We start from the raw sequence: 26665 nt of genomic DNA, 5'->3' as shown, positions 1-26665 counted from the left end.
AACCGACGGTCTTGGTGCTTCCCAGGCGCTGCGTTGCGCTGCACCTCATGCGCAGATCATCAAGGAGGGCGCAATGCCTCATACTATCTTCCTGGCGGGTGCCGCCGGCGTTATCGGGCAGCGGTTGGTTCCATTGTTGCTGCAGCAAGGGCATACAGTCTTCGGCACAACGCGCTCGGCGCAGCGTGCGGCCGACCTTGAGGCGGCGGGCGTCCGGCCGGTGATCGTCGACGTGTTCGATGCCGAAGCCCTGGCGCGCGCGGTGGCAGGTGCTGCGCCCACGGTGGTCATCCACCAGCTTACCGACCTTTCCGGCGACATGGCTGCGGATCCGGAAGCGGCCCGGCGGGCCAATGCCCGGCTGCGCCGCGAAGGCACGCCCAACCTGGTGCGGGCAGCAGTGGCAGCCGGCGCCCAGCGGATTATCGCGCAGAGCATCGCCTGGGCCTATGCGCCGGGCTCGCCACCCTATGCGGAGGAAGACCTGCTGGAGGTCGATGCGGAAGGCGCGCGGGGCACGACGATCCGCGAAGGGATCGTCCCGCTTGAGCGTGCAGTGCTCGAGACGCCGGGGATCGAAGGCGTAGTGCTGCGCTACGGCCAGCTCTTCGGCCCCGGCACCTGGAGCGAGACGCCCGATGGCGCGTCGCCGCTGCATGTCGACGCCGCAGCCTACGCCGCTTTTCTCGCGATCGATCACGGAGCGCCGGGCATCTACAACGTCGCCAATCCGGGCGGCGAGGTCCGCATCGACAAGGCGATTTCGGCACTCGGCTGGAACCCGGACTTCCGTATGGCCGCACAGCAGGTGGCGCCCACCGCATGAGGGATCGTTCGCCTCCTCCCGGCGCGGTCGCCGTGATCTTCGTCTCGGGTCGTACACAGGCAGATGCCGAGGGGTATGCCGCCGCGGCCGAGGCCATGGCAAAAGCCACGGCAGCGCGAGACGGCTATCTGGGGATAGTCTCATCACGTGATGTTGCCGGCGTGGGAATCACCGTCAGCTGGTGGCGCAACCATGCCGATGCGCTCGCGTGGAGGGACGATCCCGATCATTCGCGCATCCGCGAGCAGGGGCGGGCGGTCTGGTATGACTGGTATCAGGTTATCGTGGCGACGGTGGACCGTGCCTATGACTGGCAGCGATCCCTTTCCCCCTTCAAAGCGGAAGAAGGCCCGGCTTTTGAAGTTCGCGAAGATGATCTGAGCGGTGAGGAGACCCGCGCCCTGCTGGCGCTGCACCTGGCAGGCATGCGGGCGGATTCCCCGCCGGACAATGTTCACGCGCTTGATCTGACCGGGCTTACGATTCCTGAAGTGACGGTTTGGACGGCGTGGGCCGGCCCGCGCGTCGCTGCCGTCGGCGCGCTCAAAACGCTGCCTGACGGTACCGCCGAGGTGAAGTCGATGCGCACCCACCCGGACTTCCTCCGCCAGGGAGCGGCCCAGACCATCCTCGACACGATCATTGCTGTGGCCAAGGCTCGCGACGTTCGGCGGCTAAGCCTCGAAACAGGAAGCCTGCCGTCGTTCGACCCGGCCGTCGCGCTCTATCGGAGTCGGGGATTTAGGGAGGGGCCAGCTTTCTCGAACTATACAGACGGCGGCTTCAGCCGTTTTCTTCACCTCGATCTTGCCTGACTGCGCGTGATCGCTGCCGTCTTCCCTGTCATCCTGGTCGCAGCGGCTCTGCACGCGACCTGGAACGCGATCATCCGGGGCGGGACGGACAGGGGGCTGATGACCGCCCTGGTTACAGGGGCTGCGGCAGCAATCGCCGTGGTCGGCCTGCCGTTCCTGCCGGTGCCCGCACGCCCAAGCTGGCCCTTCCTGGCCGGATCGGCGGTCCTGTCCATCAGCTATTATGGGCTGGTCGCGTGGACATATCGGGTCGCGGAGATGAGCCGCACCTACCCGCTGATGCGGGGCGCCGCGCCCTTGCTGGTCGCGATCGCAAGTACGACCATCCTGGACGAACCATTGCGCTGCCAAGCCTGGTGCGGCGTCGCCGTCATCTGTGCCGGTATCCTCGGTGTGGCAGGAAACCCGCTCCGCTCGCTGGACAAGGGTGCGGGCCTCGCGTTGCTCAATGCGGTTGTCATTGCCGGCTACACGATGGTCGATGGCGCTGGCGTGCGGCAATCGGGATCCGCAGCGGCCTACACCTTGTGGATCTTCCTGCTGACCGGCATTCCGCTGACAAGCTGGGCGATCATCCGGCGCGGCCAGGCGTTCCGCGCCTGTCTAGGGCGGAACTGGCGCCTGGGCATTCTCGGCGGTGCAAGCACCGCCGCATCCTATGGTCTCGCGCTGTGGGCCATGACGCTGGTTCCCGTCGCCATCGTAGCGGCGTTGCGGGAAACAGCGATCCTGTTCGGCGTCCTGATATCGGTTGCTTTTCTTAAGGAGCCGGTCGGGCCCGGGCGCGTCATCGCGGCGGTGCTCATTGCCGCCGGCGCCGCTCTGCTCCGCGCCGGTTGATCACCCCGCCGGCTGGTTGCGCGTGAGCTCCTCCAGCGCGCGAAGCACCCCGATCATATCGATGCCGCCCAATCCCATTTCGTCGGCCTTTGCATAGAGCGCGTTCGCCTGGTCGAGCAAAGGCGTGGCAACCGCCGAGGAACGGGCAGCACCGGCGACCAGTCGACTGTTCATCAGAACGTCAGCGAGGCTGGCTTGGGGCGCAAAGTCGCCGTTTACCAGCTTGTCGAGCTTCACGCGTGACACGTCGCTGGACATGGGGCCGGCATCGATCACGGCGCGGAACAGCGCGATATCGAGCCCCGCGGCGCCGGCGAAGTGCGCGGCTTCCATCAACCCGGTGACCATGGTGATCAGGAAGAGGTTGACGGCCAGCTTCATGCCCAGGCCACCGGGCACGCGGCCGCAGGCAAAGGTCTTGCTGCACATCGGCTGGACCAGGTCGCGCACCGTGGCGACGTCGGCCCCCCGGCCGGCAATCATGGCGACCAGGGTGCCCTGCTCGGCAGGCACTCGCGACCCCGAGACTGGGGCCTCGACGTAGCGACCGCCCGCCGCTTCGACTGCGGCAGCCAGTTCCCGCGAAAAGTCAGTCGACGTCGTCCCCATATGGACAATAAGGCGCCCGCGAACATTGTCAGTGAACGCCGGGGATCCGCGTTCCAGCACATCATCGATCGCCGCCTCGTTGGCGAGCATGAGCAGCACGGTGGCAACGCCCCGGATGGCATCCCTGGCTGTGGGCGCGATCGTTGCGCCGAACTCGCCCAGACGTTCAAGCGCCGGCAGCGACCGATTCCACACCGTAAGATCCGGCTGTGTTTTCAGAAGATTGGCCGCCATCGGTGCACCCATATGGCCAAGACCCAGAAACGCGACAGCCATCAAAACCTCCTCGGCTTACGCGCTGCAAAGGCGGCGCGGGCGGAACTAGGCACTCTGGTTGGATCGGGCCTCACGCCCATCGATGATCGCGTGCGCACGAACCGGGAAAGTGCCGACTTTCTTGAACTTGGGCGGCACCGCCCAGAAGCGGAAGCCTTCCGTAGGCAGCGACTGGAGATTGGTCAGGTGCTCGACGATCGGGATGCCAGCCGCGAGCAGGACCGAATGGACGGGCCGCGTCCCACCGGACGTATCGTCAATGTTGAATGAGTCGATCCCGACGAGCCGCGCGCCGCTGTCGCGCAGATGGATCGCCGCCCGTTCGGTCAGGTAGACATGATTCTCGAAATATTGATCCGTGCGCCAATGTGCGTCCCATCCCGTATGGACGAGGACCGCCTTGTCGCGCACATCGATAGCGGCAAGCATGGTCCAGTCGATCGCGCGGTCTGTTGCCCCGGTCACGTTGATCATCACCCCCGGGCAGCCAGAGACCGTCTCGAGGTTCAGTGCCGATAGATCATAGCCGTCGGCGTAGCGATGGAAGGGCGTATCGAGATACGTGCCGGTGTTACCGACCATCTCGATCCGATCGATCTGGAACTCGGTGCCGGGATCATAGCTCTGCCGCGACGCATCGCGTGAGAGATGGTCGCAGATCAGCGGTGCCGGCAGGCCCTTGTAGGTGATCATGCCTGCTTCGATCACATGGCTGAGATCGATCCGCTGCGTTTCGGTATTCGCTACGGCCGGCGCCTTATGCGCCCTTTTGTGCCTTTCATGGATGATGCGCTTGTTGAGAATAGCGACGCGGCTGACCATCAGCAAACGCAGGTCGGCGATGAGGTAGGCGCCGAGAGCGTCGTCCGTGATGTCGTCATGCGCAATGTCGAGGCGGAATTCCTGCCCCTGAAGCGTGCCGCCATTGGCGAACTCGATCTCGAAGTCGAACTGGACGCGATGTTCTGTACTCATCTGGCGCTTCCTTCCTGGGATTTTCTGGCGCGGTGTTCACGGACCTTCGCGCGGTTGCCGCAGCCGCTGGCCGACGAGCACCAGCGACGCCTCCCGGCCGGTGATTTGTCCACGAACATCATCCGGCATTCCGGGCAAAGGCGAACGCGGCCGATCTGCGCGTCGGCGAGCGTTCCGACCGCATCACCGGCGAGCAGTGCAATGGCCGCACGCACGCCATCTTCGGCGACGTGAACGACTTCGCCATTCACCCATTGTGGACGGGGTGGAGTTCCCTGCGCCAAAACATTGATCCCACCGATATCGGCCGGCGCCGGCTTTTCGCCATTCACGATCGCGAGAGCGGCCCGATAGAGCGCGTCCCGAAGCGCGCGGGCATCGATCAGATCGGCTTCAAGGACGTCTCTGCCTTCGGAATCGAGTAAGGATGCTTGGCGCAGCCAGCTCGTGAAATCCTGCGGCGTCGCCAAGCGCTCGATGTCAGCTCCACCACGGTTTCCCACGGTGTCGACAAGGCAAAGTGCACGAGAGCCAGCGGAAAATTCAAACATGACCAAAATGTAACTTGAATATATGGTTACGTCAACATCATTGGATTAGGAGAGCTCAAGCGGGGACAGTGTCCCAGCGCACCCTCGGTTTGGGGCACGACCGCTTCCTGCGGTTTCGCCGAGGTGAATATTCAGGCCCAGGTTGCCGGGCGTACCGTGTCGTTGCGATTGCACCTGTTAGCTCTCACCGAAGACGCGTCATCAGGGCGGATAAGGCTGTGATCACGGCGGCGGGCTGTTCCAAGGGAAGGAGATGGCCCGATCCCTCGACCACGATGAGTACCGAGCCGGAAATGCTGTCCCGTAGTGCTTCGCTCTCCGCAAGGCTGCGCAGTTCGTCGGCGCCGGCTGAGATGATGGCGGTGGGGCAGGTGATTTGGCGAAGGCGCATTACATCGCCAGCCCTTTGGATACTGGATTGACGAGCAAAGACCTCGGGACCTAGCCTTTCGCTCATGCGCTGGACGCGCTCGATCATCGCATCTGTGCGACAGAGCGGCGACAGGGACTTCTCGATCGCGCGCTGACTGAGGCGACGAAAGGGTGCCACCTGACCGCCCACGGAGCGTCGCGATTTCAAGAGGTGGGGGGCATCGGCCGCCGCCGAGGTGGCAACAAGCAAAAGCCCCTTCACACGCTCAGGCGCCTGATAGGCGATCTCGCGGGCGACATAGCCGCCCATCGAGAAGCCGACGACGACGACCGGCCCGTCCGTCGCGATAAGTGCTCGCTGGGCGATCGCCGCAATCGATGTGTCGCGCGTGGTGTCGACATCGATGACCTCTCCCATCGCATCCAGCTCCGGCCGCAGGTCGGTCCAAAGATCGGCGTCCAGCATAAAGCCGGGAATGAGAAGCAGCTTTACCTGTCTGCCCATGTGGCGCGGGATGCCTCTGGCTCGCGTAGCGGCGGCGCTTATCAGGCAAGCGGCGGGTTGATCCGCGCGAAGCCCTCCTGCCGCTGATAGGGGAAGTGCGGGTAGGGTGCGGTGACAGCACTGGCCTTGTCAAGCTGGGCGATCTGTTCCGCCGACAGCGTCCAGCCGACGGCGCCAAGATTCTGGCGAAGCTGGTCTTCGTCGCGCGCACCGATGATGACGGAAGAGACGGTGGGGCGCTGGGTCAGCCAGTTGAGCGCCACCTGCGGCACAGTCTTGCCGACGTCCGCCGCGACCGCCTCCAGGGCTTCAATCACTCTGAACAGATGCTCATCCTCAACCGGTGGGCCGTAGCTAGCAGTGTCGTGAAGCCTGCTCGCCTCAGGAAGCGCCGCGCCGCGGCGGATCTTGCCGGTCAGACGCCCCCAGCCAAGCGGACTCCAGACCATTGCGCCCAACCCCTGGTCCGCGCCGAGTGGCATCAGATCCCATTCGTAATCGCGACCGACCAGCGAATAATAGACCTGGTTGGCGACATAGCGCGGCCAGCCATAGCGGTCCGCGATGGCCAGCGCCTTCATGACCTGCCAGCCCGAGAAGTTGGAAACCCCGACATATCGGACCTTGCCGTCACGGACGAGCGTGTCGAGCGTCGAGAGCACCTCCTCCATCGGGGTCATCGCGTCAAAGGCGTGGAGTTGCAGAAGATCGATATAGTCGGTGCCCAGTCGCTTCAAGGCGGCTTCGACGGCGCCGATCAGTCGGAAACGCGATGAGCCCGCGTCGTTCGGGCCGTCACCCATCGGCAGGCTCGTCTTGGTCGAGATCAAGGCATCGGAGCGCCGTCCCTTGAGGGCCGTGCCAAGCACTTCCTCCGACGCCCCGTTGGAATAGACATCGGCGGTATCGAACAGATTGACGCCGGCTTCGAGGCAGATATCGACGAGGCGGCGCGCCTCGGTCGCCCCGGTATTGCCCCAGGCGCCGAACAGCGGCCCAGTGCCGCCGAACGTGCCCGTGCCAAAGCTCAGCACCGGAACCTTGAGGCCGGAACGGCCGAGGAAGCGATAGTTCATGTCATGATCCTTAGGACGGGGAGGAGGTGTTCAGCGACCCAGCAGCGTGCGCGGGTCGATGGCGTCCGCCATCGCTGCATTGCCCTTGTCGCCGGGGTGAAGATGATCGCCGGAATCGAAGGCGGGCGCGATCCGCTCGGGGTGGGCCGGATCGCGCAGCAGTTTGTCGAAATCGACCACCGCGTCGAATGCGCCGCTCGTGCGAATCCAGCGGTTGATCTCCTGGCGAAGCAGGTCCTTCTCCGGGCTGAAATAGTCGCCGAGCGGCGTGCCGGAGAGCGCGCCTGCGAAGGGTGTCAATGTCGACCCGATCACCCGGATATGACGCGTGTGGGCCTGCTCGATGATCTGACGGTATCCGGCGATCATCGCGTCGGCGGTTGGCCGGTCCTGCTTGCGCGCAAAAGCGGTGCCGGGCCAGGCGATGTCGTTGATGCCGATCAGCAGAATGATCGCCTTCACATCGGGCTGGGCGAACACGTCACGATCGAGGCGGGCGAGGGCGTTCACGCCCATTTTGTCTTCGAGCAGACGGGCGCCGGAAATGCCGGCATTGAGGATCGCGACGTGGTGGGGCGCAATGCGCCGGCTGAGGAAGTCGGGCCAGCGGGTATCGGCGTCGACCGTCGCGCCATTTCCATCGGTGATTGAATCTCCGATCACAACCACCGCTCCAGTATTGGCAGCGTCGACCAAAACCTCGCTCAGCAGGATGCGGGCGTCGGTCCGCTCGTTCGTCGGAAAGGTCGATGATTGGGTGAGATCGCCATCAGCGAACCAGGCGCTCTGGCGACCATCCCAGTGGAAGGTTCTGAGCGGCGTTTCGTCCGGAAGCCAGGCGGAGACAGCAAGGCGCGCCTGATCGGCGACCGGCATCGCGATCGGATCGCTGATTAGTTGCGTACCGGGGGCAATGACGGCTGCTGTCTGTCCGCCGAACGTGACGGCATGCAGCACGCCTTCGACGGAAGCGCTGCCGGAACCCGTCAGCGCGACACTCGCCGCGCCGATCCGGAACGGCGCATCGCCATAGGTGTTGGAAAACACGAGGCGAACTTGTGAACCGCCGAGGCCGATCCGGACGATCTGGCGGAAGGTTTTGTCCTTAACACTGGCAGGAATCTTGGTCGGGAAGGCGAAGTTCGCATTCCAGACCGGTTGCGGGCTTGCCATCCAGGTCCCGACCCAACTCGGGTTCTGTGCCAGTGCCACAGCCGGGCAAAGGAAGGCCGCTGTCACGGCAAGGAGAGCGGACAATCGCCGGGGCATCTTAACGGACATGGGAATTGAGCTCCGTGATCGGGTTGGTACGGCGGCTGCGGTTCAATCCCGCCGCCAGCGCCGCGGCGCCGATCGCCGCCAAAGGAAAGGCTGCGGCAACAATCGGAACGAAGGTCAGTCCGGGACCGTGGTCGATGACCATGCCGCCCGCCCAGGCGCCGATCGCGTTGCCCAGATTGAATGCTGCGATGTTGAAGGAGGACGCGAGGCTCCGGCTCGTGCCTTGCACTCGTGATAGCACCCACATCTGAAGCGGCGCTACAGTCGCGAAGCCGGCGGCGCCCAGCATGCCCGTCAGCACGACCGCCGCCGCCGGCGAAGGGAGGCCCGGCGTCATGGCCGCCAGCACCAGCGCCAGCACGGCCAGCGTCCCGAACACGGTGGCGAGCAGGCCGCGATCGGCGAGCCGGCCACCCAGCAGATTACCCACGACGAGCCCCCCGCCGGACACCAGCAGGATCGGCGCGACCGCCGGCTCCTGAAACCCACTGATCCGGGTCAGCATCGGCGCGATGTAGGTGAACACCGCAAAGACACCGGCATAGCCGAGGACGGTGGTCAGCAAACCAAGCAGAACAGGCACACGGAGGATGGCTGCCAGATCCGCCCGCCAGTCGCTCGCCTCTGGCGCCGCGCCGTCCCGGGGAACCAGGGCTGCAATGACCGCGAAGGCGGCAAGGCCGGTCAGCGTCACAGCGACGAAGGTCGCGCGCCAGCCGAGATGTTGACCGATCCAGGTTCTGAGCGGCACGCCGAGGATGTTGGCGACGGTCAAACCGGTGAACATCACGGCGATAGCCGAAGCTTTGCGGTCATCAGCAACGAGGCCGGTAGCCACCACCGAGCCGACGCCAAAAAAAGTGCCGTGCGCCAGCGCGGTCAGCACGCGGGCTGCCATCAGGAAACCATAGGTCGGTGCCAGCGCACAGGCCGCGTTGCCGGCGATGAAGATTGCCATCAACGCTAGCAGGATGGTCTTTCGCGGCCACTTCGCGGTCAACACGGTCAGCACAGGCGCGCCGACGACGACGCCCAGAGCATAGCCGGAGATCAGCAATCCCGCGGCCGCGATACTCACATGCAGGTCGGCACTGACCTGGAGCAGCAACCCCATGATGACGAATTCGGTGACGCCGATGCCGAAGGCTCCGGCCGTCAAGGCATAGAGCGCCAACGGCATGATCTGTCTCACTGTTTGCAAGCTTGATGGAGATAGACCACCTCTCTCGAGTGATATAGTATGCCGCAAGTAACATCATTTGTGAATTGAACGACCAATGGCGCGATCTGATATCAACCGCACTGGGGAGATGGAGGTGTTCGCCTCTGTCGTGGAGCACCGAGGCTTCTCCGCGGCTGCCCGCGTCTGCCGCATGACGCCTTCAGCGGTCAGCAAGCTTGTCGCCCGGCTGGAGTCCCGCCTTGGTACGAGGTTGGTCAACCGCTCAACGCGGGCGTTCCAACTTACGCCGGAAGGCTGCGCCTTCTACGAGCGCACGAAGCGCATTCTGGCCGATATCGCCGATGCAGAACGCAGCGCGGGTGCCGGCGAGCAGCCGATCGGCCGCATCCGCCTCAACACGAGTGCGTCCTACGGCACCCATATCCTCGCGCCCATCCTCCCGGAGTTCCTGCAGCGCTACCCAGGCGTGACGCTGGACCTAATCCAAACCGACACGGTCGTCGACCTGCTGACGGAGCGGATCGACGTGGCCGTGCGCGCCGGGCCGCTCAAGAGTTCCAGTCTGATTGCGCGCAGGCTCGGCGCGACGACGATGAGGATCGTGGCGGCGCCGGCCTATCTCGCCCGGTCCGGCCAACCCAGGACGATCGAAGATCTTGATGATCACGCTCGCATCGGCTTCAGCTACTCACGTACCGTCGATGGCTGGCCGATGAAGAGGGATAGCCAGACGGTTGTCGTTCCTGTTGTCGGACCGGTTCAGGCGAGTGACGGCGAAGCCTTGCGCCAGCTCGCCCTCGGCGGGGCCGGCATTGCCCGTCTTGCCGGTTTCATGATCCGCGACGATATCGCCGCAGGCCGTCTGGTTCCTGTGCTCGATCATCTGAACCCGGGCGATCGTGAAGAGTTCCACGCGATCCATGTAGGGCAGGGCGGCCCGCTTCCTTCGCGCGTGCGCGCTGTATTGGATTTTCTGGCCGAACGTGGAAGGGTGGAATAAAACACCTGAATCCGCACTTTGAGTCCAACGGCGACCAATACTTGCGCGTGCCCACCGCGTTCCGCTTTCAATTGCACTGCTCCCAAGGTGGGACCGCCTGAGGCTGGACTTTCGGGCTTCCCTCGAACCCGGCGGGCTCGTGGCACCGGGTGAGTTTGCCAGAAGGGCACAAGGTTCAGAACATCGCTCAAAGGATCTCCGTGCGATTCATCCCAATCGAGATCTGCTCTAGTCCTCATCCAACGATCCTAGGGTTGGGCTCTAACGGTTCAGTCCTGCCGGACATCCGCCACCAGTCCTGATGTCAGCGCGATCAGTTGAGGCGCCGTGGTGCTGAACGTATGCGTGGGCGATCCGGCCGCCGCCCAGACCATATCGTGCTGCAACAGATCGCGGTCCATCACGACGGTGACGGGGCACGGATGGCCGATGGGGGAGACGCCGCCCACGGCAAAACCGGTCCTCTCCTCGACCCAGACGGGATCGGCGTTCTTCACCTTGAGGCCGAGCACCGCCCCCACCTTGCCCCGGTCGATCCGGTTAGCGCCCGAGGCGACCACCAACACGATGGCATCATCAGCGCGAAAGACGATGGATTTGGCGATCTGCGCAACCGAGCAGCCCACCGCCGCTGCGGCGTCAGCGGCGCTATGCGTGCCAGCGGGGAACTGTGCGATGCTGTCCGGGTGACCAGCGGCCAGCAGCGCTTCACGTACCCTTGCGATCATGTCCATACTCTGCCTCTCTTTCTACAAGCTCAGACGAACATTCGTCCCTCAGCGGATTTGACAGCGCTGCCGCCGATCATGACCGACAGGCTGTCGCCATTCCTTCGCGTCGCCATATGCACGCGGCTGGGCCGCTGCATATGCACACCCTGACGGCTGATCATGTGCCCGGCCTGCCCGGGCGGCACCAGCCCATGGGTGACGAGATAGGCTGCCAGCGGACCGCTGGCATTGCCCGTCGCGGCATCCTCGGTCACGCCGAAGCCCAGCATGCGGCTGTAGACGGTGGCGTCATCGCCGCCCGGCTGTTGCGAGAAGATCATCACCCCGCGTCGGATCAGCCCTGCCGCGTCGATCAGCCGACCCATCGCGGCGCGATCGAGCTGGGCCCTGTCCACAGCGGCGCGGGTTTTGACCGGGAACATCAGAAAGGCCGCCCCGCAGGACACTTGCTGGATTGGCGCATCGGCCAAATCACCCATCGTCAGTCCCATGGCAGCGGCAGCCGCAGCCCGATCGCTGATGGAAGCATCCAGCCCGGGTTTCTGCTGCTGCATCCAGGCAAAGCGCAGGCGCCCGCCTTGCCACTCCAGATCGACGCGGGTGGGGCCGACCCCCAGTTGCAGCGTGATCGAGGGACGCCCGGCAGGGATCAGCCCGCGCTCTGCCAGAGAGAACACTGTCCCGATGGTGGGGTGGCCCGCAATGGGGATTTCCGCACCGCTGTTCATCGCGAAAAAGCGGATCTGGATATCACATCCGGGCAGGGTCGCCGGGAATATAAAGGTGCATTCCGAATAGTTGATCTCACGCGTCATCGCCATCATCATATCCGGCGACAGCCCCTCGGGAGCGGTGAACACCGCTACTGGATTGCCACTGAGCGGCCTGTCGGTGAACACATCATAGACCTCATAGGGCCGCCCTGTGACAGGGGCCGGGCTTGCGCCGGTTCCTACAGCCATGGCGCCAATGACCGCGCCTGATGCAGCCAGAATGCCCCGCCTTTGTGCCAGCATATGTATCGTCCCTCTGTTTTGTGAGGTGGAAGCTGGCGCCAGCGCGGTTGCCGTAACATGGGGCATTCGCCCCCATCGGTGCATGACATGATGGTGCTGCTCTCTCGCCTATCCGATCTAACCCTGACGTCTGGCAAGGCACGCTCCCCAGAAAAGGCTGGAGAAGAACCATGTCGGTTGGCCGAAGCCGGCATCCCTGAGCAGTTGGGCCACTTTCTCTTCCGAAGCGGGAGGGTCGGCGCCTTCCAAAATCTTGCCCAGCTTGGCGTGAACCTCTTCGGCGGTGGCACCATGCATCCGCCAGCGTTCGCCCCATGCCGAAAGCAACAGCGGATGCTCGGCATAGGCCAGGCGATTTCCCGCCACGATCAGCGGTGCGCCGGGCGCCAGACGATCGGCAATCGAGGCCAGCAACCGTCGTTTGGCCTCGTCTCCGGGCTGGTGATGAAGAACACCGATCAGCGTTGCGGCGTCAAACTGCTGCCCCTCCGGCAGGTCATCGACATAGCCGAGATGGAAATGGGTTCGCGCCGCCAGTCCCGCCTGAGTCAATTGCTCCACGGCAAGGTCCATCATTGGCGGAGACGGGTCCACGGCGGTGAAGTGCCAATCCGGCCCCAGCCGGTTTGCCGCGACGATTTCCTGACCGCCCCCGCCTGCGCCCACAATGAGCATATGCGCTTGCGCGGGATTGCCAAGCGAGGCCGCTATCATGCAGGCCGCCAGATCATGGCAGGCATCGTATCCGGCAAGGGCGATCCTGCTCTGTGTCTGGTATTCTCCGGCCCGAAGCGGGTCGAATTTCTGCGCGGGGGTTGATGGCTGAGTCATGACCGGCTCCCGGCGCAGACGCCGCTATGGCTGCGCTCCACCGGGCCGGTCAGCAGCACGCCTTCGCCACGCCATGCGACATGGAGCATGCCGCCATCGCATTGCACCGCAACGCGGGGGCCGAGCAAGCCGCGCCGAATGCCATTGACGACCGCCGCGCAGGCGCAGGACCCCGAACCGGGGGATAGGCCCGCGCCGCGCTCCCAGATCCGCAGACGGATATGGGCAGGATCGATGACCTGTACCACATGCACATTCACCCCTTGCGGGAACAACGGGTGGTTCTCGATGGCCGCGCCGAAGATATCGAGAGCGACCGCCTCGGCGTCCTCGACGAAGAAAGTGCAATGCGGATTGCCCATGCTGCAGGCAGCAGGCGCGCCATCGAGCGGCAGGATCAGCGTGTCCATGGCTTTGGCCATCGGCACATCGGCCCAGTCGAGCGAGGGCTTGCCCATATCGACGGCAATCAGGCCATCTCCGTCCCGCGAACAGGCCAGCAATCCGCGCGCGGTTCTGACGGTCACAACATCTGAGCCGATTTCCTCCATCAGCTTCAGCGCGGCACCCCGCGTCGCACTGCCGCAGGCGTCCAGCGGTGAGCCATCCGCGTTCCAGAAGGACAAACTTGCCGTTGCATCGGTGCAATCGGCAAGCGTGGCGAGCTGGTTGAAGCCGATCCCGCGCTGGCGATCGCCCATCAGCCGGACAAGCTCCGGATTGATCGCCATGTCGCTGCCGCGCAGGTCGATCAGCACGAAATCATCGCCATTGGCATGCATCTTCTCAAAGGCGAGCGGGCGACCGCCGCCATCACCACCAGCCGCCCGCGCGACGATGTGATGATGCTCCACCTCATCAGGGCGTTCGAGCAGGAAATGCTCATCCTCGGGATAATAGCGCGCTTTGGCTACCTCCGCGCCGGCAAAGGCGCGGATCGCGTCCATGGAGGGCCACCAGCTCAGGGTCGTGACCTCGGTCGATCCATCGCCCAGATCGCGCGCCAGCATTTCACAGCCCAGATTGCCGTGCGTTGCGGCGTAATCCCGAATGCCGGTCTGCGCGATATAGTGGACATAGGCTTCGCGATCCGCAGTCCTGATGCGTGAGGACCAGCGGCGCAGAATGGAGGGTGATGATCTTGGCAAGGGTCTGGCTCCTTTCCCGAAAGGCAGTTCTATGCATGCAGACAGGCGAAAGGTCCTTCAACTGTCTGTCAACACGGTCGGCACGACCGACATGCCGACCCGCAGGCGATCGAGCCCGGGTTGCGCCGGGTCGATCGCGATGCGCACGGGAAGGCGCTGGGTGATCTTGGTGAAATTGCCCGTGGCATTCTCGGGCGCGATCACGGCAAAAGAGGCGCCTGAAGCTGGAGCAATGCTTTCAACATGCCCGGTAAAGGTCACATCGGGTGCGGCATCGAGGCGGAAGGTCACGCGCTGGCCCGGATGCATGCGGACCAATTGCGTTTCCCGATAGCGCGCCTCGACATAGGCCAGCCGCACGGGCACCACGGCCAGCAGGGGCGTGCCGGACTGGACATAATTGCCAACCCGCAGCGTGCGCTGGCCAACGATCCCATCCACCGGCGCATGGATCTGCGTATAGGAGAGGTTGAGGGCTGCCGTATCGACGGCGGCCTGTGCCCGGGCGATGACGGCCTGCGCCTCCTCCCATTGCGCGCGCAGCACCGGCATCTGGGCGCGGGCGGCGCCATGGCCTGCCTGATCGCGCCGGCTGGCGGCCTGATCGGAGGCGAGGCGGCTGTCGGCCTCCTGCTGTTCCTGACGGCTGGCCGATCCGTCGCGGGCAAGGTCGCGATAGCGCCCGGCATTGGCTTGCGAGAGCATGACGGCCGCAGCATCGGCCTGGGTGGCGGCGCGGGCCTGTTCGATCACATCATCCTGACGGACCAACTGCCGCTGCAGGCTCTCGGCTCTGGCCTGCGCGGCATGCAGTTCGGCTTGCGCTGAGGCCAGAGCGACCTTGTAATCGCGGTCGTCAAGCGTGGCCAGCAGGTCTCCTTGGCGGACCGTCTGATTGTCGGTCACCAGCACGCGGGCGATCTGGCCCGAGATGCGGGGGGCCACTGTGCTTGAATCAGCCAGCACATAGGCGTCATCGGTGGTCTGGGCGGTTGCGCTGCCCTCATCATGGGCAGCCGACCAGGTGGCGCCCATCAGGGCAACGGCGGCGAGAGCGCCGATGGCGATCTTGGCGGGAAGGGGCATGGGCATGATCTTTGTCCTAGACTTTCTTCGCCGGGGGCGGCGGTGGAACATGCTTGAGCGAAAGGGTGGGGATGATCAGCAGCGCGGCGAGGCAGGCTGCGAGCCCATAGGCATCGGCGATGGCACCGGTGATGGCCTGTGTTTCGGACAGCGCAGGAATCTCGTGCTGAGCCAGTCTCCCGGCGCGATCGGCAAGGATGCTGAGATGGGCCGCCGTGCCGGTGACCAGCAGCCGCTCGACAAGCGCCGCGCCGATCACGCTGGCCAGCGTCTTGAGCGTGTTGATGAGGCCAGCATAAAGCGCGCCCTCGGCCGGTGAGAGCAGCGTGCTGACCGAGACATAAAGAAAGGGCACGAGGGCCAGCGGTTGGCCGATCATCTGGCAGGCCTGGGCCAGCCAGAACTCACGAACCATCCAGCCATCGGTGACCTGCGCGCCCAGCCAGCATGATGTGGCGATCAGCGCCAGACCCATGGCAATCACATGGCGCGCATCGACCCAGCGATGATACAGCAGGGCGGACACGAGCGGCGCCAGCAGGATTTGCGGCAGGCTGATGATCAGGCCGATGGGTGCGATCTGCAGCGGGCGGAAATGCTGGACTTCGGCCAGATGGGCGGCGGGCAGCAGCGAACTGGCGACCACCACCATGAGGATGCCGATGAAAAGCGGCAGGCCCAGCCAGAAATTGCGGCGCGACAACATCTGAAGCTTCATGAAGGGCTGGGGGTGATGCCATTCGCTGAGGATGAAGATTCCGATCAACGCGGCACTGGCGAGCAAAGCGCCGAGGATGAGGGGTGAATGGAACCAGTCGAGCCTTTCGCCCTCTTCGGCCACGAAGGCCAGCAGCATCAGGCCGAGCGGGCCGCTCGCCAGACCCAGCCCATCGATCTCGCGCAGCCTTTCAGGCTTCACCGGGTCCTGCGGCAGGCCCCAGCCCACCATGGCCAGCACGATCAGCCCGACCGGGATCACCTGCCAATAGGTCAGTCGCCAGTCGTTCCAGCCATCCATCCAGCTTGCGGCGAACCACAGGGCCAGATTGGGCGAGAAGGTGGCGGTCAGCGAGTAGAAGCCCAACCCCTGCAGCTTGATCGCGGGTGGAAGAAAGCGCAGTGCTGCTCCCATCAGCAGCGGGACCATTGCCCCGCCCGCCACCCCCTGAACGGCGCGCAGCGCCAGCAACCAGCCGAAGTTCGGGGCCAGCGGCAGCAGCAGGGCAGAGGTCAGAAAGACCAGCGTGATCGCCAGCAGAAAGCGGCGCAGCGAAAAGGTGGCGGCAAACCATGATGCGATCGGCATGGCACCAAGCTGGGTGGCGGCGTAGATGGTGCCGAGCAAATGGGCATCGTCGCCTGCGAGACCTCTTGCTCCCGCGACATCGGTCAAGGTCACACCGGTCACCCGGTCGTTGAGGCCCGACATCATCGCGGCAATCAGAATGCCGGCAAGGCCTGTCGCCAGACGGAGGTCCCAGACTGGCGCCACAGCAACGGCTTGCCCCGCATCGGCAGCGCGTGCCGCGCCGGCGACAGATGCCGCCGCCGTCATGCCGATGGAGGCGCCCAGCCGCCACCCAGAGCCTTGTACAGCGCCGTGATCGCAATGGCGCGTTCGGCGCGGGCGTCAATCCATTCCGCCTCCCGGTCGAGTCGCGCCCTTTCGGCGACAAGAACATCAACATAGCCAGTTGCGCCCGCGCCATAGCGGCGTTCGGAGACATGGGCGGCAGCGCGGCTTTGCGCCACGCCTTCAGTGGTTGCGGTCAATCTGGCGTCGGCTGTGCGGAGTATCTCCAGCGCATCGTCGATCTCGTGCCAAGCGCGCAGCACTGTTTCACGATAGCGCAAGGCGGCAATTTTCTGCTCTGACTGCGCCAGTTCGAGCCGCCCTTTGAGGCGGCCACCCTGAAAGATCGGCAAGGACAGCACAGGCCCGGCCACGAACTGGCGCGCGTTCCACAAAGGGAAATCCGCCGCCGTGACCGATTGCAGGCCAAAGCTGCCGCTCAGCGTGATGGATGGGTAGAAATCGGCCTTTGCCGCGCCGATCCGGGCTGTGGCGGCATGCAGGGCTGCTTCTGCCGCCTTGATGTCCGGGCGATGGCGGGCAAGGTCGGAAGGCAGGCCTTCGGGAAGCGCGGTGGCTTGCACACTGGCCGTTTCAGGACCAGCCAGCACTGCATCGAGACCATGCGGCTCAAGCCCTGCCAGAAGCGCCAGCGCATTGCGTGCCTGTGCGGCTTCACGTTCGGCCAGGGGCAGCTGGGCATCGATCGCGGCGAGTTGAGCGCCTGCGGTCGCGGCATCGAAGCGTGTCGAGGCTCCGCTCGACAGGCGGCGCTGGGCGATACGCTCCCCGGCGGCGACGGCCTTGCGGTTGTCACGCAAGATCGTCAGGCGCGCTTCGGCGCCGCGCAGCCGCATATAGGTCCTTGCGACCTCGGCGCTCAATGAAATGCGGACGGCATCGCGCTGAAGCACCGCTTCTTGTGCCTCGGCGCGGCTCGCCTCGCGGATGCGGCGCGCCTTGCCCCACAGGTCCAGTTCCCAGCTGGCGTCGAAGCCAGCCTGGAACAGATCATAATCATCCGATTTCGAACCGGGCGGCAAGGTGGAGGTGCCGAAAGGGTCACCACCGCCTGCAGCGGAGGGGGCAGGGCTCCCCGCGCCGGTCAGCGCGAGGATGCCTTTCGGGCTGGCTCGTTCGCGCTGATAGGAACTGTTTCCAGCGATGTGAGGGCGTCCGATGGCGCCCGCCATGTGGTCTTGCGCCCGGGCGCTCCCGATCCGCGCCGTCGCCTCGGCCAGATCGAGATTGCCGTCCAGCGTCTGCGCTTCGAGCCGGTCGAGCACCGGATCATGGAAGCTCTGCCACCAGGCGGCGCTGATCGTGCCCTCCTGCCCCAGCATGGCCTGAGCGGCGGACTGTGTGGCATCGGGTGGGGTCAGGGCAGGGGGCGGGGTGTGATTGGGACCGAGTGTGCAGCCGCTGCCGGCCAGCATCAGGCCAGACACCAGAATGCGGAGGGCGCGCATGGATCAGCGATCCGCCTGCTGGTGCGTACGCGTGGCGACGCTGATTGACTCTCCGGCGAGAAGGCAGCCGGCCATGGCGAGGCCTTCTGCGTCATTGGCTGTCACCAGCATCGGATAGCCCCAGAATTTCTCATAAGTGGCAGCGCCAGCCTCGGCGGCGAGGCGGTCGTCGGCCTCGGGCGCGACATAGACGAGAGCCAACACGTAACTCCGAAGTGAGTCACGGTGCCTCTTCATCCAGATCGCGAGCGTCTTGCGTTCCTCGTGGTCCTGCTCCTGCCGGTTAGCGCCGCGACCGATCAGGACGAACTCCTGGCGTCGAGCCAGCAGGGCCTCGAATGTGGCAAGGCTTTCATCCAGTCCGCCAGGACTATCTTGATCAAAGTCCATCCGGACGATCGGAAAGGCATGAGCTTTCAGGTGCATATCGTGCAATCCAGTGAATTTGCGATGTACATGCATTTACCGTCAAATTCCTCGCCCGGATCGCCGCAATGAGCCATTATATCGCTCGATCTCGCCAAAATCAGTAAGGCGACGAGGCACGCCGGGACCGCTTCTCGACTTGGGCCAGATAGCGATTGGGTGAAGCGCCAAGGATTTTGCGAAACATTGCGATGAAAGCGCTCGGGGTTTCATAACCAAGGTCGAACGCGATGGTCTGAACGCTCACGCCGCGCGTAAGCCGCTCCAGAGCCAGCATGATCTGAAACTGCTGTCGCCAGCGTATGAAGGACATGCCAGTCTGTTCTAGAACGAGGCGGGACAGGCTGCGCTCGCTCATGCCGATCCGCGATGCCCAGCCACCCAGCTTCGTGCGGTCTGCTGGTTCGGCTGTCCACGCTTCTGCGACATTGCGCAGTCGCTGATCGGCCGGAACAGGCAAATACAGTTGCTCGACGGGCGCAACGGCTAATTCGTTCAGCATCGTCTGGATGAGTGGGGCAGGAGGGCCCGCCTCGTCATAAAGAGGTGGCAATTGCGACACGGCGCGGACGAGTTCACGTAGCAGCGGTGAGATTCCCAGTGTGCAGCATTGTCCGGGCAGGGCCGAGATGACGGCTTCATCCATGAAGACGAGATAGATTTCGACGTCGCCCGTGCAGCGCACACTATGGTCGATCCCTGGAGGAATCCACAAGGCATTGTGCGAAGGAACAAGCCAGAGACCGTTCTCGACCTCGCATGTGATGAGGCCTCTGACAGAGACCAGAAGCTGGGAACGGCGATGAGCATGCCGATCCTTTTCCCAACCCTGCTTTACAACCATCGAGGAAATCGGCCGCAGGAGGTTATAGTCTTCAAACGCGTCTTCGGGATCTTTGTTCGTCCGCATGAAATGGTTCCGATGTGATTCATCCATTTCCCGAGGTATGAATCTATATCACGAATGACAATATCACGCTGCCAAGGGATAAAATTTAATGAAAATAAATCGATGTCCGAACGACTCGGCGATGAAGAAAGAATTGCCTTGGGTGGCCGACAAATTTACGCGAGAGCATGGGAATCGATGTTCGGTCGGATAGGGAAGACATCGAATGTAAGAAATATCCTCGTTATCGCGATTTGCAACTGGGTGTTAGAACATAATTGGCTCTCAGCCGGAACTGCAAGCTCGGCATAGGCCCCATGACAAACGCCATCAGAACCCATGCCGAGTGCAATGGTCAGAGGATGCCTTGCCGCCCGTCTTCGCTCAGCTTTAGGATTGGCCGCTGCGGCAATGTCTCTGGCTGTACCCGTTGCCAGAGCGCTTCTGAACCGTCTTCTTTTGCGCGTTGTTCCGCGCGCCTGATCCAGTCCTCGGCGCTTCTGATCCGTTGCGGGTGGATCTCGTCCAGCAAAGCGTAGTCACGGGTGATGATCCTGTGCTTCCACTGATTCCAGAAGCCGGTAAAATTGTCCTGGAAACTCATCGTGCTCTTGTCGGCAGGATCGGCATTATACCCAGCAGGCTGTTGGGCGAGGGTAGGAATGCGAGAAAAATAGGTTTCGAGATCGATGTCGACGAAGCGTGCTGGGTGGCCTGTTACGCGTTTGAATGCCTCGGCCAGCTCGCCGTAGCCTATGTCGGCAATCCCGACCTCGAGATCCATACCATTGGCGCGATCACGGTTGTCGAAGAGCCAGCGCGCGTAATAAGCGAAGTCGTCAAGCGCGACATGCACCACGGCGCCGTCGCCAAGCGGCACACGCCAAGTCAGGACTCCATCCTCGATCCTAGGCGTCATTGGCGTTCCGCCTGAAAAGGCCATTTCGATATAGGGGCCAGTGGTGAGCAGGGCGGTGCCCATGCGGTCGCCATTGGCCTGATTTTGAATTAGAATCCAGTCACCTACCCGGCCCTTGCCGTCATAGTGCCCGGTGCGAAACATCGAGCGATAGCCGGATTTCTTGAGCGTGTAGTCGAGGTTGCCATAGACGAAGAAGGCCACGCCTTCTTCAAGTGCAAGTTCGTAGCAGCGGATTGCCCAATAGGTCTCCGTCTTTTCGCCAGCGTTAAAACCATCAATATTAATGTAGGCCCCTTCGCAGGAGCGAAAACCCTCGCGCAGCACTGCTTCGTCGGCAAAAGACCCTTCCAGAAACTCAACCTCTCCCAGCGCGGCGAGTGCTTTCGCGCGCGGCGATCTCGCATCGCGCGTCAGCGCGAGCACGGAATAGCGACCGTCTTCCACCAGGCCACGCACCACTGGCAAGCCCTGCGCACCGGTCGCGCCAATCACGAAAATTCGAGAGATGTTTTGCATGCCGACTCCAATCGCTTGCGAGATGCGCATTTAACTCTCATAATGAGAGTATATCAACTCTTATTATGAGAGTTAATGCGTGAAAGGCTGTTTTGGCGATGCGTTCCAAGGGATTTGAGGGAATGGCCTGTTCGATGGCCGAGGTGATGGGGGCCATGGTGGATCGCTGGGGTGCGATCATCATGCGCGACCTGTTGCTTGGCCTGACGCGCTACGATGATCTGCAGCGCTCGTCCGGCGCGACGAATGCCACGCTGTCGGCGCGGCTGAAAGAACTGGAGCTTTCAGGGCTGATCGAGCGTCGGCAGTATCAGACGCGCCCGGACCGCTTCGACTATGTGCCAACTCCCAAGGGGCGTGATCTGTCTCTGGTCGTGATGGCCATGGTGCAGGTCGGCGACACATGGCGGCGTTCCAGCGGGCAGGAGGCGCCGCTGCGCTTTGTCGATGCAAGTTCGGGTCAGGATGTGAGGCTCACGCTGACAGTCATGGGTGCCCATCAGCCCGGCCACGCGCCCGATATGAGGATCGAGGCAGGGCCGGGCGGCGATGAGATCATGCATTGGCGGATCGAGCGTGGCGCGGATGAAAGAGCCAGCCGGAAAAGCCCTTGAAACAAGCTGCCAAGGCCAAGCCGCTCTACGGGGTTGCATGATGCCAAAATGATTTTGCCGAATGGAAAATGTCCTCTGCAGGCTGCCTTGTTATGATGGGAGGCACTCTGGATGGAGGATGCTCATGAAACTCTATTATGCGCCCGGTGCCTGTTCGCTTGCGGTCCTTATCGTTGCGGAAGAAGGGAAACTGCATCTCGATCTTGAGAAGGTGGATATCAGAACCGCGCCTCATCGCCTGCAGGATGGTACTGATTTCAGCACCATCCATCCCAAGGGCTATGTTCCGGTGCTGTTGCCCGAGCAAGGCCATGCCCTGACCGAAGGTGTGGCCATCCTGACTTATCTGGCCGACCGCAGTCATGCATCAGAGGTTGATCGAGCGCGTCTGATGACCGACCGTTATCGCGGCCTCGAATGGCTGACCTTCATCGCAACGGAGTTGCACAAGAGCTTCAGCCCCTGGCTCTTCCATCCGGAATATGGTGAGCAGGCCGCTGCTGTGGCCCGATCCCGCATTGCGCAGCGGTTCGATTATCTCGATGCGCATCTTCGCGAGCATGAGTATCTGCTCGGCGATACCTTCCACGCAGCCGATGCCTATTGCTTTGCCATAGCGCGCTGGGCGCCGGGCAAGGGTATCGATCTGGAGCCCTGGCCTGCGCTGGCGGCCTATCTGGAGCGTATCGCCGCCAGACCAGCCATGGTGGCTGCCCTGGCGCGACACGGATAAGGCGAGGCTGCCAAGCTCTCTGCAGTTTCGCAAACCACGCTTGCCAGACGGTTATGGCACTGATCGCGATTGGCGCGCTAGATTGCCTTCAGCAAGTCGAGGATTTCTCATGACATTTCAACTCTACGGTTTTTGGCGTTCGAATGCGGCATTTCGTGTTCGCGTCGCGCTGGCTCTCAAAGGCCTGGCTTTCGAGGAGATCGATGTCGATCTTTTGTCGGGCGACCAGTTCGATCCTGCTTATGCGCAGGTGAATGCCGCGCATATGGTCCCCACGCTGATGCATGATGGCCATGCGCTGTCCCAGTCACTGGCTATCATCGAATATCTTGAGGACATCGCGCCGCAGCCCCGCTTGCTCCCCGAAGATTCGCGGGAGCGAGCCTATGCCCGTTCTCTGGCGATGATTCTGGCGGCAGACGTTCATCCTTTGACCGTGCCGCGCGTGCGCAGCCATCTGGCAGAGACCTTCGGTGCAGATCCCGCAGCCATCGAGGCGTGGTGCCGACATTGGACGGGTGAGGGCCTTGCCGCCTATGAGCGGTTCCTGACCCTGCGCCCTGCGGCTCCCTTTGTTCTGGGGGCGGAGCCCACGATCGCCGATATCGCCATCGCTGGCCAGATTGCTCTGGCGGATGTCTATGGTATGGATAGGACGGCCTTCCCAAGGGTGACAGCTTTGGGTGCGGTCTGCTTCTCGCTCCCGGCTTTTGCTCAGGCCCATCCCTTTGAACAGGCTGGCTATCGTGCTGTTCGCATGCATAATTAGACCCTAAGCCGCAAGGGACAATGCCGATGTCGAACCCCAACCCCGCCATCCGTCACCCGATCCCGGCCACCATCGCGGTCGTGATCAAGGATCGGTCCGTGTTGTTGGTGCGCCGTGCCAATCCGCCTGACGCCGGGCTCTGGGGATTTCCGGGCGGCAAGATCGAGTTTGGTGAAACCATCGAGCAGGCCGCTGTGCGCGAGCTCTTTGAGGAAACCGGTGTGCTGGCGGAGGCGGGCCCCGTCTTTAACGCCGTCGATGCCATGGATCAGGACTCGATGGGCGAGACCCGCGCGCATTACGTCCTGATCGCCGTGCTGTGCCGATGGGTGACGGGCATACCCTTGGCGGGCGATGATGCGCTTGAGGCGGCTTGGCACGGGCTTGACGTGCTGGAGAGCGAGGCACTGGCGATGAGCTTCGGTGTGGCCGATGTGGCACGGCAGGGATGGAGGCTTGCCCTTGGTGCAGACTGAACCGGAGCTTGGCTTTATCGGCCTTGGCACGATGGGGCAGCCCATGGCGCTCAACCTTGTGGCCAGCGGGGTTCCTCTGCTGGTCTGGAACCGATCGCCGGAACCATGCCAGACCTTGGCGGCGGCAGGCGCTCTGGTGGCCGAGAGCGCGGCTGACGTTCTGGCAAGATGCAGCACGATCATCCTGATGCTGTCCGACAGCGCGGCGAGTGACGCCGTGCTTGGCCGTAACAGCCTGGCGTTTCGCGCGAATGTGGCGGGGCGGACCATTGTCTCGATGAGCACGCTGGAGCCTTCTTCCTCGCAGCGCCTCGGTCTCGAGATCGAGGCGGCGGGGGGCCATTATGTGGAGGCGCCTGTCTCCGGATCGCGTGAGCCTGCCAAAGCCGGGCAACTCGTGGCGATGCTGGCGGGGAAGCCGGAGGCGATCGAGGCCATCCGCCCCATGCTTGCGCCGATGATCCGCCAGTCCTTCGCTTGCGGTCCGGTTCCCGGCGCGCTGCGCATGAAACTGGCAGTCAATCTGTTTCTCATCACCATGGTGACGGGGCTTGTCGAGTCGGCGCATTTCGCGCAGCGCGCCGGACTGGATCTGAAGGAACTGGCCGCCATCATCGAGGCCGGGCCGATGGCCAGCGATGTGGCGCGCGGCAAGATCGGCAAGCTGGTGAGCGGGGATTTTTCGCGTCAGGCCTCGATCAGCGATGTGCTGAAAAACAGCGCGCTGGTCTTCGATGCCGCGCGGGAGGTGGCGAGCGCATCGCCTTTGCTGGATGCATGCCTTGGACTTTATAGCGAGACCGAGCGGCTTGGCCTTGGGGACGAAGACATGATCGCAGTCTTGCGGGCGCTTGAACGCAATGCGCAAACCGGTCAGACTTGAGCCTTGCTGGCCCTGACAGGCCTTGTAATGCGTTGTTACTGCTTCTTGGGATGCATCTTATCATAGGCCTCGACCTGTTGTTTGAAAGCGACGCAGGGCGGTGTGGCGAAGACTTTCTTGCGAGCTTCGTCGATTTCACCGTCATTTTGCGATTGATCTGTGATGGCCTGCATATAGAGAGCAAGGCCGAAAAGGGTCTGCGGCAATTCGCTGGCTTTGGGCTGGCGTTGCAGCAATGTTCCCATCTCTGCCAGCTTGCTGTCGTGCTCGCTGGTGAGTTGCGGCAAGCCATCGGAGTCGAGTTGATCCGACACGGCCATGGCCTGATGGTTGAGAGCGATCAGCCGGGTGCCATCGGGCGTGTGCAGAAACTCACTGAATGTGGCGAAATGCTGGCGCTCTTCAAAACTGAGGCTGCGCAGCTTGCTCATCAGCGGGTGGATCGACTGGTCATCGACCATAGCCAACATGGCCTTGCGCATGATATCCATGCAACCGGGCAGAGCAGGGGCAAGGGACTTGATCTCGGGCGTAAAGTGACTGTCGTCGATCACCTTGGCCATGGCAGTCGCCAATGCGCGGCTCAACTGAAACTCGTCGTTGACATATTGTCGGAAAAGCGGGTCGGTCGTGAAGTTGTCCGGAGTGACTTGCGCGGTTGGCTGTGCGGCAGCGACATTCGATTGGGTCACCGTCAACGTGACGGCCAGTGCCGACAGCAGCATGCCCTTGAGGATAGTCATAAGATCGGGTCCTTCAGGCCAAATGGTCCGGTTGCGTTGATGATGGATGTGGCGGCGCGGCTGACATGGCCACGTCAAACCGGTCAGGCGTGAACTTTGCTGGCGCCGACAAGCAGGCTGCGCCTGTCGATCAGGCCTTGCCCCACCATGTCGAAAAAGGCGCGCACACGCGCGGTATTGCGCAGATCCTTATGCGTGATGAGCCAGAGCTCCCGGGTGAGCGCGGCTGCAGTGCCCGATACGCGCATCAGATCCGTCTCCTGATCGCCCAGATAGCAGGGCAGCAGCGCCATGCCGATGCCCGCCTTCACCGCCATCATCTGGTTGATCAAGCTGCTTGAGCGATAGATAATCTGATCGTCAGAGACCGTATCGGTCAGCCATTGGGCTGCGGCCGCTGCGGCTTCCATGTGCCAACCGATGAAGCTGTGCCCGGCATAGGGAGCGGTATCGACGGGCGGCCGCTCAGTCAGATAGGCGGGCGTGGCATAGATCGCCCAGGCGGTTTCCGCGATCTGGCGCCCGAACAGCTCGCCCTCTGTGGGCCTTGTCGCGCGGATCGCGATATCCGCCTCCCGGCGCAGCAGGTCGAGCTGTCGATTGTCGACCAGCAGTTCGAGCGTAATGCCATCATATTGGGCACGAAAACCGGCCAGCAGATCGTTGAGCAGCCGATAGGCAAGACTTTCCGAGCAGGTGATGCGCAGATGGCCGGTCAGCCTTGCATCCAGACCCGAGATGTCGCGGTCAACCGACAGGGCCTCACGCTCCATGCGCTCGGCCGCCTGGATCATCCGTTGCCCCGCTTCGGTCGGTGTGTAGGAGCCCGCATTGCGGTCAAACAGTTGGACCTGATAGCGCCCCTCCAGCGCATTGAGCCAACGAAAGATCGTCGAGTGGTCGTGCCCCAGCGCCTTGGCCGCTCCCTTCAGGGAGCCCTGCCGCCCGATCGCCAGGATCAGGCGAAAATCATTCCAGTCCATGATGACGTTCCATCTGAGTGAACTCGGTTGCTGGTTGGCCCGTGCAATCCCCCAGGGCAAGGCAAAAGGCTGGATGAGCCTTTGCGGAAGGACAAATGGCACTTTCGAAATGCCAAATCTCGTCAATGGGTCAAAGGGTTATGTTCGCCTCATGAACAGAAAGAGACGCATAGAGCATGGTGTTGGGTTCACTCCGTGTGATGGACTTCGGCGATGAGTCAGGCGGGCGCATGGGGTTTGCTGATCCTGTCCGGCTTCCTCGATGTCGCCTGGGCTGTGAGCGTCAAACAGGCCGCCGGTTACAGCAGGGTGGGGTGGAGCCTCACCTCGTTCGTCCTGCTAGGACTGTTTATCTTTGCTCTCGGGAGGGCCCTGCAGCTTCTGCCCCTTGGCATGGCCTATGCCGTCTGGACCGGGATCGGTGCCATCGGTTCGGTGGTGGCGGGCATTTTGTTCTTCGGCGAGGCGGTCGATACTGCACGCCTTGCATGGATCGCCATCACCCTCGTTGGGATGATCGGCCTCAAACTCACGAGCCGGTGACGGCG

At 63.1% G+C, this 26665-nt stretch carries 29 protein-coding genes; 10 read left to right on the top strand and 19 right to left on the bottom strand.

What is annotated here, in order from left to right:
- Positions 1-73: 73 nt before the first annotated feature.
- From HGK27_RS30205 to HGK27_RS30195, 3 genes are read left to right on the top strand one after another with little or no spacing between them, the layout of a single operon-like run.
- On the top strand, positions 74-826 hold the full coding sequence (locus tag HGK27_RS30205; protein WP_206245665.1) for an NAD-dependent epimerase/dehydratase family protein: 753 nt from the start codon (positions 74-76) through the stop codon (positions 824-826).
- Positions 823-1641: a GNAT family N-acetyltransferase gene (locus HGK27_RS31385; RefSeq protein WP_322099073.1), complete on the top strand. Its 819-nt coding sequence runs from the start codon at positions 823-825 to the stop codon at positions 1639-1641. The genes HGK27_RS30205 and HGK27_RS31385 overlap by 4 nt, the downstream gene beginning before the upstream one ends.
- A 6-nt stretch (positions 1642-1647) precedes the next feature.
- A complete protein-coding gene (locus tag HGK27_RS30195; protein WP_206245664.1) occupies positions 1648-2481 on the top strand; it encodes an EamA family transporter in 834 nt (277 codons plus the stop codon).
- Here the strand turns inward: HGK27_RS30195 and HGK27_RS30190 are convergent, their stop codons facing one another.
- From HGK27_RS30190 to HGK27_RS30160, 7 genes are all read right to left on the bottom strand, one after another.
- Positions 2482-3366, bottom strand: a complete 885-nt coding sequence (locus tag HGK27_RS30190; protein ID WP_206245663.1) for an NAD(P)-dependent oxidoreductase — start codon at positions 3364-3366, stop codon at positions 2482-2484. It abuts the gene before it with no gap.
- Positions 3367-3411: 45 nt separating this feature from the next.
- A complete protein-coding gene (locus HGK27_RS30185) occupies positions 3412-4341 on the bottom strand; it encodes a cyclase family protein (RefSeq protein ID WP_206245662.1) in 930 nt (309 codons plus the stop codon).
- On the bottom strand, positions 4338-4892 hold the full coding sequence (locus tag HGK27_RS30180; protein WP_206245661.1) for a CGNR zinc finger domain-containing protein: 555 nt from the start codon (positions 4890-4892) through the stop codon (positions 4338-4340). Before HGK27_RS30180 ends, HGK27_RS30185 begins: the two co-directional genes overlap by 4 nt.
- 184 nt (positions 4893-5076) lie before the next feature.
- The gene (locus HGK27_RS30175) at positions 5077-5769 is read right to left on the bottom strand and encodes an alpha/beta fold hydrolase (RefSeq protein ID WP_206245660.1); all 693 of its coding nucleotides are present in this window, start codon (positions 5767-5769) and stop codon (positions 5077-5079) included.
- A 41-nt stretch (positions 5770-5810) separates the two neighbouring features.
- Positions 5811-6845, bottom strand: a complete 1035-nt coding sequence (locus HGK27_RS30170) for an aldo/keto reductase (RefSeq protein WP_206245659.1) — start codon at positions 6843-6845, stop codon at positions 5811-5813.
- Between the two features lie 30 nt (positions 6846-6875).
- Positions 6876-8126, bottom strand: a complete 1251-nt coding sequence (locus HGK27_RS30165) for an SGNH/GDSL hydrolase family protein (protein WP_206245658.1) — start codon at positions 8124-8126, stop codon at positions 6876-6878.
- Positions 8116-9306, bottom strand: coding sequence for an MFS transporter (locus tag HGK27_RS30160; RefSeq protein ID WP_206245657.1), 1191 nt, complete (start codon positions 9304-9306; stop codon positions 8116-8118). The genes HGK27_RS30165 and HGK27_RS30160 overlap by 11 nt, the downstream gene beginning before the upstream one ends.
- A gap of 97 nt (positions 9307-9403) precedes the next feature.
- Here HGK27_RS30160 and HGK27_RS30155 point away from each other — a divergent pair, with 97 nt between their 5' ends.
- Positions 9404-10309 (top strand): LysR family transcriptional regulator, encoded by a 906-nt coding sequence (locus HGK27_RS30155; protein ID WP_206245656.1) that lies wholly within the window; start codon positions 9404-9406, stop codon positions 10307-10309.
- 269 nt (positions 10310-10578) lie between these two features.
- Here the strand turns inward: HGK27_RS30155 and HGK27_RS30150 are convergent, their stop codons facing one another.
- The 10 genes from HGK27_RS30150 to HGK27_RS30105 all read right to left on the bottom strand — a co-directional run bounded on the left by HGK27_RS30150 (position 10579) and on the right by HGK27_RS30105 (position 20946).
- A complete protein-coding gene (locus HGK27_RS30150) occupies positions 10579-11043 on the bottom strand; it encodes a YbaK/EbsC family protein (protein WP_206245655.1) in 465 nt (154 codons plus the stop codon).
- 23 nt (positions 11044-11066) lie between these two features.
- Positions 11067-12056 (bottom strand): PhzF family phenazine biosynthesis protein, encoded by a 990-nt coding sequence (locus HGK27_RS30145; RefSeq protein ID WP_206245654.1) that lies wholly within the window; start codon positions 12054-12056, stop codon positions 11067-11069.
- 117 nt (positions 12057-12173) lie between these two features.
- Positions 12174-12887, bottom strand: coding sequence for a class I SAM-dependent methyltransferase (locus tag HGK27_RS30140; protein WP_206245653.1), 714 nt, complete (start codon positions 12885-12887; stop codon positions 12174-12176).
- Positions 12884-13669 (bottom strand): diaminopimelate epimerase, encoded by a 786-nt coding sequence (dapF, locus tag HGK27_RS30135; protein ID WP_206245815.1) that lies wholly within the window; start codon positions 13667-13669, stop codon positions 12884-12886. Before dapF ends, HGK27_RS30140 begins: the two co-directional genes overlap by 4 nt.
- A 423-nt stretch (positions 13670-14092) precedes the next feature.
- Positions 14093-15127: an HlyD family secretion protein gene (locus HGK27_RS30130; RefSeq protein ID WP_206245652.1), complete on the bottom strand. Its 1035-nt coding sequence runs from the start codon at positions 15125-15127 to the stop codon at positions 14093-14095.
- 10 nt (positions 15128-15137) lie between these two features.
- On the bottom strand, positions 15138-16676 hold the full coding sequence (locus HGK27_RS30125; RefSeq protein WP_206245651.1) for an MFS transporter: 1539 nt from the start codon (positions 16674-16676) through the stop codon (positions 15138-15140).
- Positions 16673-18163, bottom strand: coding sequence for an efflux transporter outer membrane subunit (locus HGK27_RS30120; protein ID WP_206245650.1), 1491 nt, complete (start codon positions 18161-18163; stop codon positions 16673-16675). The genes HGK27_RS30125 and HGK27_RS30120 overlap by 4 nt, the downstream gene beginning before the upstream one ends.
- A gap of 3 nt (positions 18164-18166) precedes the next feature.
- Complete coding sequence (locus HGK27_RS30115; RefSeq protein WP_206245649.1) at positions 18167-18589, bottom strand: hypothetical protein; 423 nt, start codon at positions 18587-18589, stop codon at positions 18167-18169.
- A 100-nt stretch (positions 18590-18689) separates the two neighbouring features.
- Positions 18690-19499 (bottom strand): AraC family transcriptional regulator, encoded by an 810-nt coding sequence (locus HGK27_RS30110; protein ID WP_206245648.1) that lies wholly within the window; start codon positions 19497-19499, stop codon positions 18690-18692.
- A gap of 334 nt (positions 19500-19833) precedes the next feature.
- Positions 19834-20946 carry an NmrA family NAD(P)-binding protein gene (locus HGK27_RS30105; RefSeq protein WP_241127917.1) on the bottom strand — a complete coding sequence of 371 codons (1113 nt, stop codon included), beginning with the start codon at positions 20944-20946 and terminating at the stop codon, positions 19834-19836.
- Positions 20947-21038: 92 nt separating this feature from the next.
- On the opposite strand from HGK27_RS30105, the gene HGK27_RS30100 reads away from it, so the two are divergent.
- From HGK27_RS30100 to HGK27_RS30080, 5 genes are all read left to right on the top strand, one after another.
- A complete protein-coding gene (locus tag HGK27_RS30100) occupies positions 21039-21530 on the top strand; it encodes a winged helix-turn-helix transcriptional regulator (protein ID WP_241127915.1) in 492 nt (163 codons plus the stop codon).
- Between the two features lie 124 nt (positions 21531-21654).
- Positions 21655-22263: a glutathione binding-like protein gene (locus tag HGK27_RS30095; RefSeq protein WP_206245646.1), complete on the top strand. Its 609-nt coding sequence runs from the start codon at positions 21655-21657 to the stop codon at positions 22261-22263.
- 109 nt (positions 22264-22372) lie between these two features.
- A complete protein-coding gene (gene maiA / locus HGK27_RS30090) occupies positions 22373-23032 on the top strand; it encodes a maleylacetoacetate isomerase (protein WP_206245645.1) in 660 nt (219 codons plus the stop codon).
- Between the two features lie 26 nt (positions 23033-23058).
- Entirely contained in the window at positions 23059-23508 is a 450-nt protein-coding gene (locus HGK27_RS30085; RefSeq protein WP_206245644.1) for an NUDIX hydrolase, read from the top strand.
- Positions 23465-24391, top strand: coding sequence for an NAD(P)-dependent oxidoreductase (locus HGK27_RS30080; protein ID WP_206245643.1), 927 nt, complete (start codon positions 23465-23467; stop codon positions 24389-24391). Before HGK27_RS30085 ends, HGK27_RS30080 begins: the two co-directional genes overlap by 44 nt.
- 35 nt (positions 24392-24426) lie before the next feature.
- Here the strand turns inward: HGK27_RS30080 and HGK27_RS30075 are convergent, their stop codons facing one another.
- Together HGK27_RS30075 and HGK27_RS30070 are read right to left on the bottom strand one after the other, a co-directional pair.
- Complete coding sequence (locus HGK27_RS30075; RefSeq protein ID WP_206245642.1) at positions 24427-25134, bottom strand: hypothetical protein; 708 nt, start codon at positions 25132-25134, stop codon at positions 24427-24429.
- Positions 25135-25217: 83 nt separating this feature from the next.
- Entirely contained in the window at positions 25218-26117 is a 900-nt protein-coding gene (locus HGK27_RS30070; protein ID WP_206245797.1) for a LysR family transcriptional regulator, read from the bottom strand.
- Positions 26118-26330: 213 nt separating this feature from the next.
- On the opposite strand from HGK27_RS30070, the gene HGK27_RS30065 reads away from it, so the two are divergent.
- A complete protein-coding gene (locus HGK27_RS30065) occupies positions 26331-26660 on the top strand; it encodes a DMT family transporter (protein ID WP_206245796.1) in 330 nt (109 codons plus the stop codon).
- Positions 26661-26665 lie beyond the last annotated feature (5 nt).

Source organism: Novosphingobium terrae (assembly GCF_017163935.1).
Taxonomy (GTDB): Bacteria; Pseudomonadota; Alphaproteobacteria; order Sphingomonadales; family Sphingomonadaceae; genus Novosphingobium; species Novosphingobium terrae.
This window is presented reverse-complemented; position numbering and strand designations above follow the sequence as displayed.

Coding starts and splice junctions, on each gene's coding strand:
- HGK27_RS30100 (WP_241127915.1), top strand. CDS start 21,039: ATGGCCTGTTCGATGGCCGAGGTGATGGGGGCCATGGTGGATCGCTGG.
- maiA (WP_206245645.1), top strand. CDS start 22,373: ATGACATTTCAACTCTACGGTTTTTGGCGTTCGAATGCGGCATTTCGT.
- dapF (WP_206245815.1), bottom strand. CDS start 13,669: ATGCATGCCAATGGCGATGATTTCGTGCTGATCGACCTGCGCGGCAGC.
- HGK27_RS30120 (WP_206245650.1), bottom strand. CDS start 18,163: ATGCGCGCCCTCCGCATTCTGGTGTCTGGCCTGATGCTGGCCGGCAGC.
- HGK27_RS30075 (WP_206245642.1), bottom strand. CDS start 25,134: ATGACTATCCTCAAGGGCATGCTGCTGTCGGCACTGGCCGTCACGTTG.
- HGK27_RS30130 (WP_206245652.1), bottom strand. CDS start 15,127: ATGCCCATGCCCCTTCCCGCCAAGATCGCCATCGGCGCTCTCGCCGCC.
- HGK27_RS30085 (WP_206245644.1), top strand. CDS start 23,059: ATGTCGAACCCCAACCCCGCCATCCGTCACCCGATCCCGGCCACCATC.
- HGK27_RS30095 (WP_206245646.1), top strand. CDS start 21,655: ATGAAACTCTATTATGCGCCCGGTGCCTGTTCGCTTGCGGTCCTTATC.
- HGK27_RS30180 (WP_206245661.1), bottom strand. CDS start 4,892: ATGTTTGAATTTTCCGCTGGCTCTCGTGCACTTTGCCTTGTCGACACC.
- HGK27_RS30080 (WP_206245643.1), top strand. CDS start 23,465: ATGTGGCACGGCAGGGATGGAGGCTTGCCCTTGGTGCAGACTGAACCG.
- HGK27_RS30070 (WP_206245797.1), bottom strand. CDS start 26,117: ATGGACTGGAATGATTTTCGCCTGATCCTGGCGATCGGGCGGCAGGGC.
- HGK27_RS30150 (WP_206245655.1), bottom strand. CDS start 11,043: ATGGACATGATCGCAAGGGTACGTGAAGCGCTGCTGGCCGCTGGTCAC.
- HGK27_RS30165 (WP_206245658.1), bottom strand. CDS start 8,126: ATGTCCGTTAAGATGCCCCGGCGATTGTCCGCTCTCCTTGCCGTGACA.
- HGK27_RS30105 (WP_241127917.1), bottom strand. CDS start 20,946: ATGCGCATCTCGCAAGCGATTGGAGTCGGCATGCAAAACATCTCTCGA.
- HGK27_RS30155 (WP_206245656.1), top strand. CDS start 9,404: ATGGCGCGATCTGATATCAACCGCACTGGGGAGATGGAGGTGTTCGCC.
- HGK27_RS30175 (WP_206245660.1), bottom strand. CDS start 5,769: ATGGGCAGACAGGTAAAGCTGCTTCTCATTCCCGGCTTTATGCTGGAC.
- HGK27_RS30145 (WP_206245654.1), bottom strand. CDS start 12,056: ATGCTGGCACAAAGGCGGGGCATTCTGGCTGCATCAGGCGCGGTCATT.
- HGK27_RS30115 (WP_206245649.1), bottom strand. CDS start 18,589: ATGCACCTGAAAGCTCATGCCTTTCCGATCGTCCGGATGGACTTTGAT.
- HGK27_RS30190 (WP_206245663.1), bottom strand. CDS start 3,366: ATGGCTGTCGCGTTTCTGGGTCTTGGCCATATGGGTGCACCGATGGCG.
- HGK27_RS30110 (WP_206245648.1), bottom strand. CDS start 19,499: ATGCGGACGAACAAAGATCCCGAAGACGCGTTTGAAGACTATAACCTC.
- HGK27_RS31385 (WP_322099073.1), top strand. CDS start 823: ATGAGGGATCGTTCGCCTCCTCCCGGCGCGGTCGCCGTGATCTTCGTC.
- HGK27_RS30160 (WP_206245657.1), bottom strand. CDS start 9,306: ATGCCGTTGGCGCTCTATGCCTTGACGGCCGGAGCCTTCGGCATCGGC.
- HGK27_RS30170 (WP_206245659.1), bottom strand. CDS start 6,845: ATGAACTATCGCTTCCTCGGCCGTTCCGGCCTCAAGGTTCCGGTGCTG.
- HGK27_RS30125 (WP_206245651.1), bottom strand. CDS start 16,676: ATGACGGCGGCGGCATCTGTCGCCGGCGCGGCACGCGCTGCCGATGCG.
- HGK27_RS30140 (WP_206245653.1), bottom strand. CDS start 12,887: ATGACTCAGCCATCAACCCCCGCGCAGAAATTCGACCCGCTTCGGGCC.
- HGK27_RS30065 (WP_206245796.1), top strand. CDS start 26,331: ATGAGTCAGGCGGGCGCATGGGGTTTGCTGATCCTGTCCGGCTTCCTC.
- HGK27_RS30185 (WP_206245662.1), bottom strand. CDS start 4,341: ATGAGTACAGAACATCGCGTCCAGTTCGACTTCGAGATCGAGTTCGCC.
- HGK27_RS30205 (WP_206245665.1), top strand. CDS start 74: ATGCCTCATACTATCTTCCTGGCGGGTGCCGCCGGCGTTATCGGGCAG.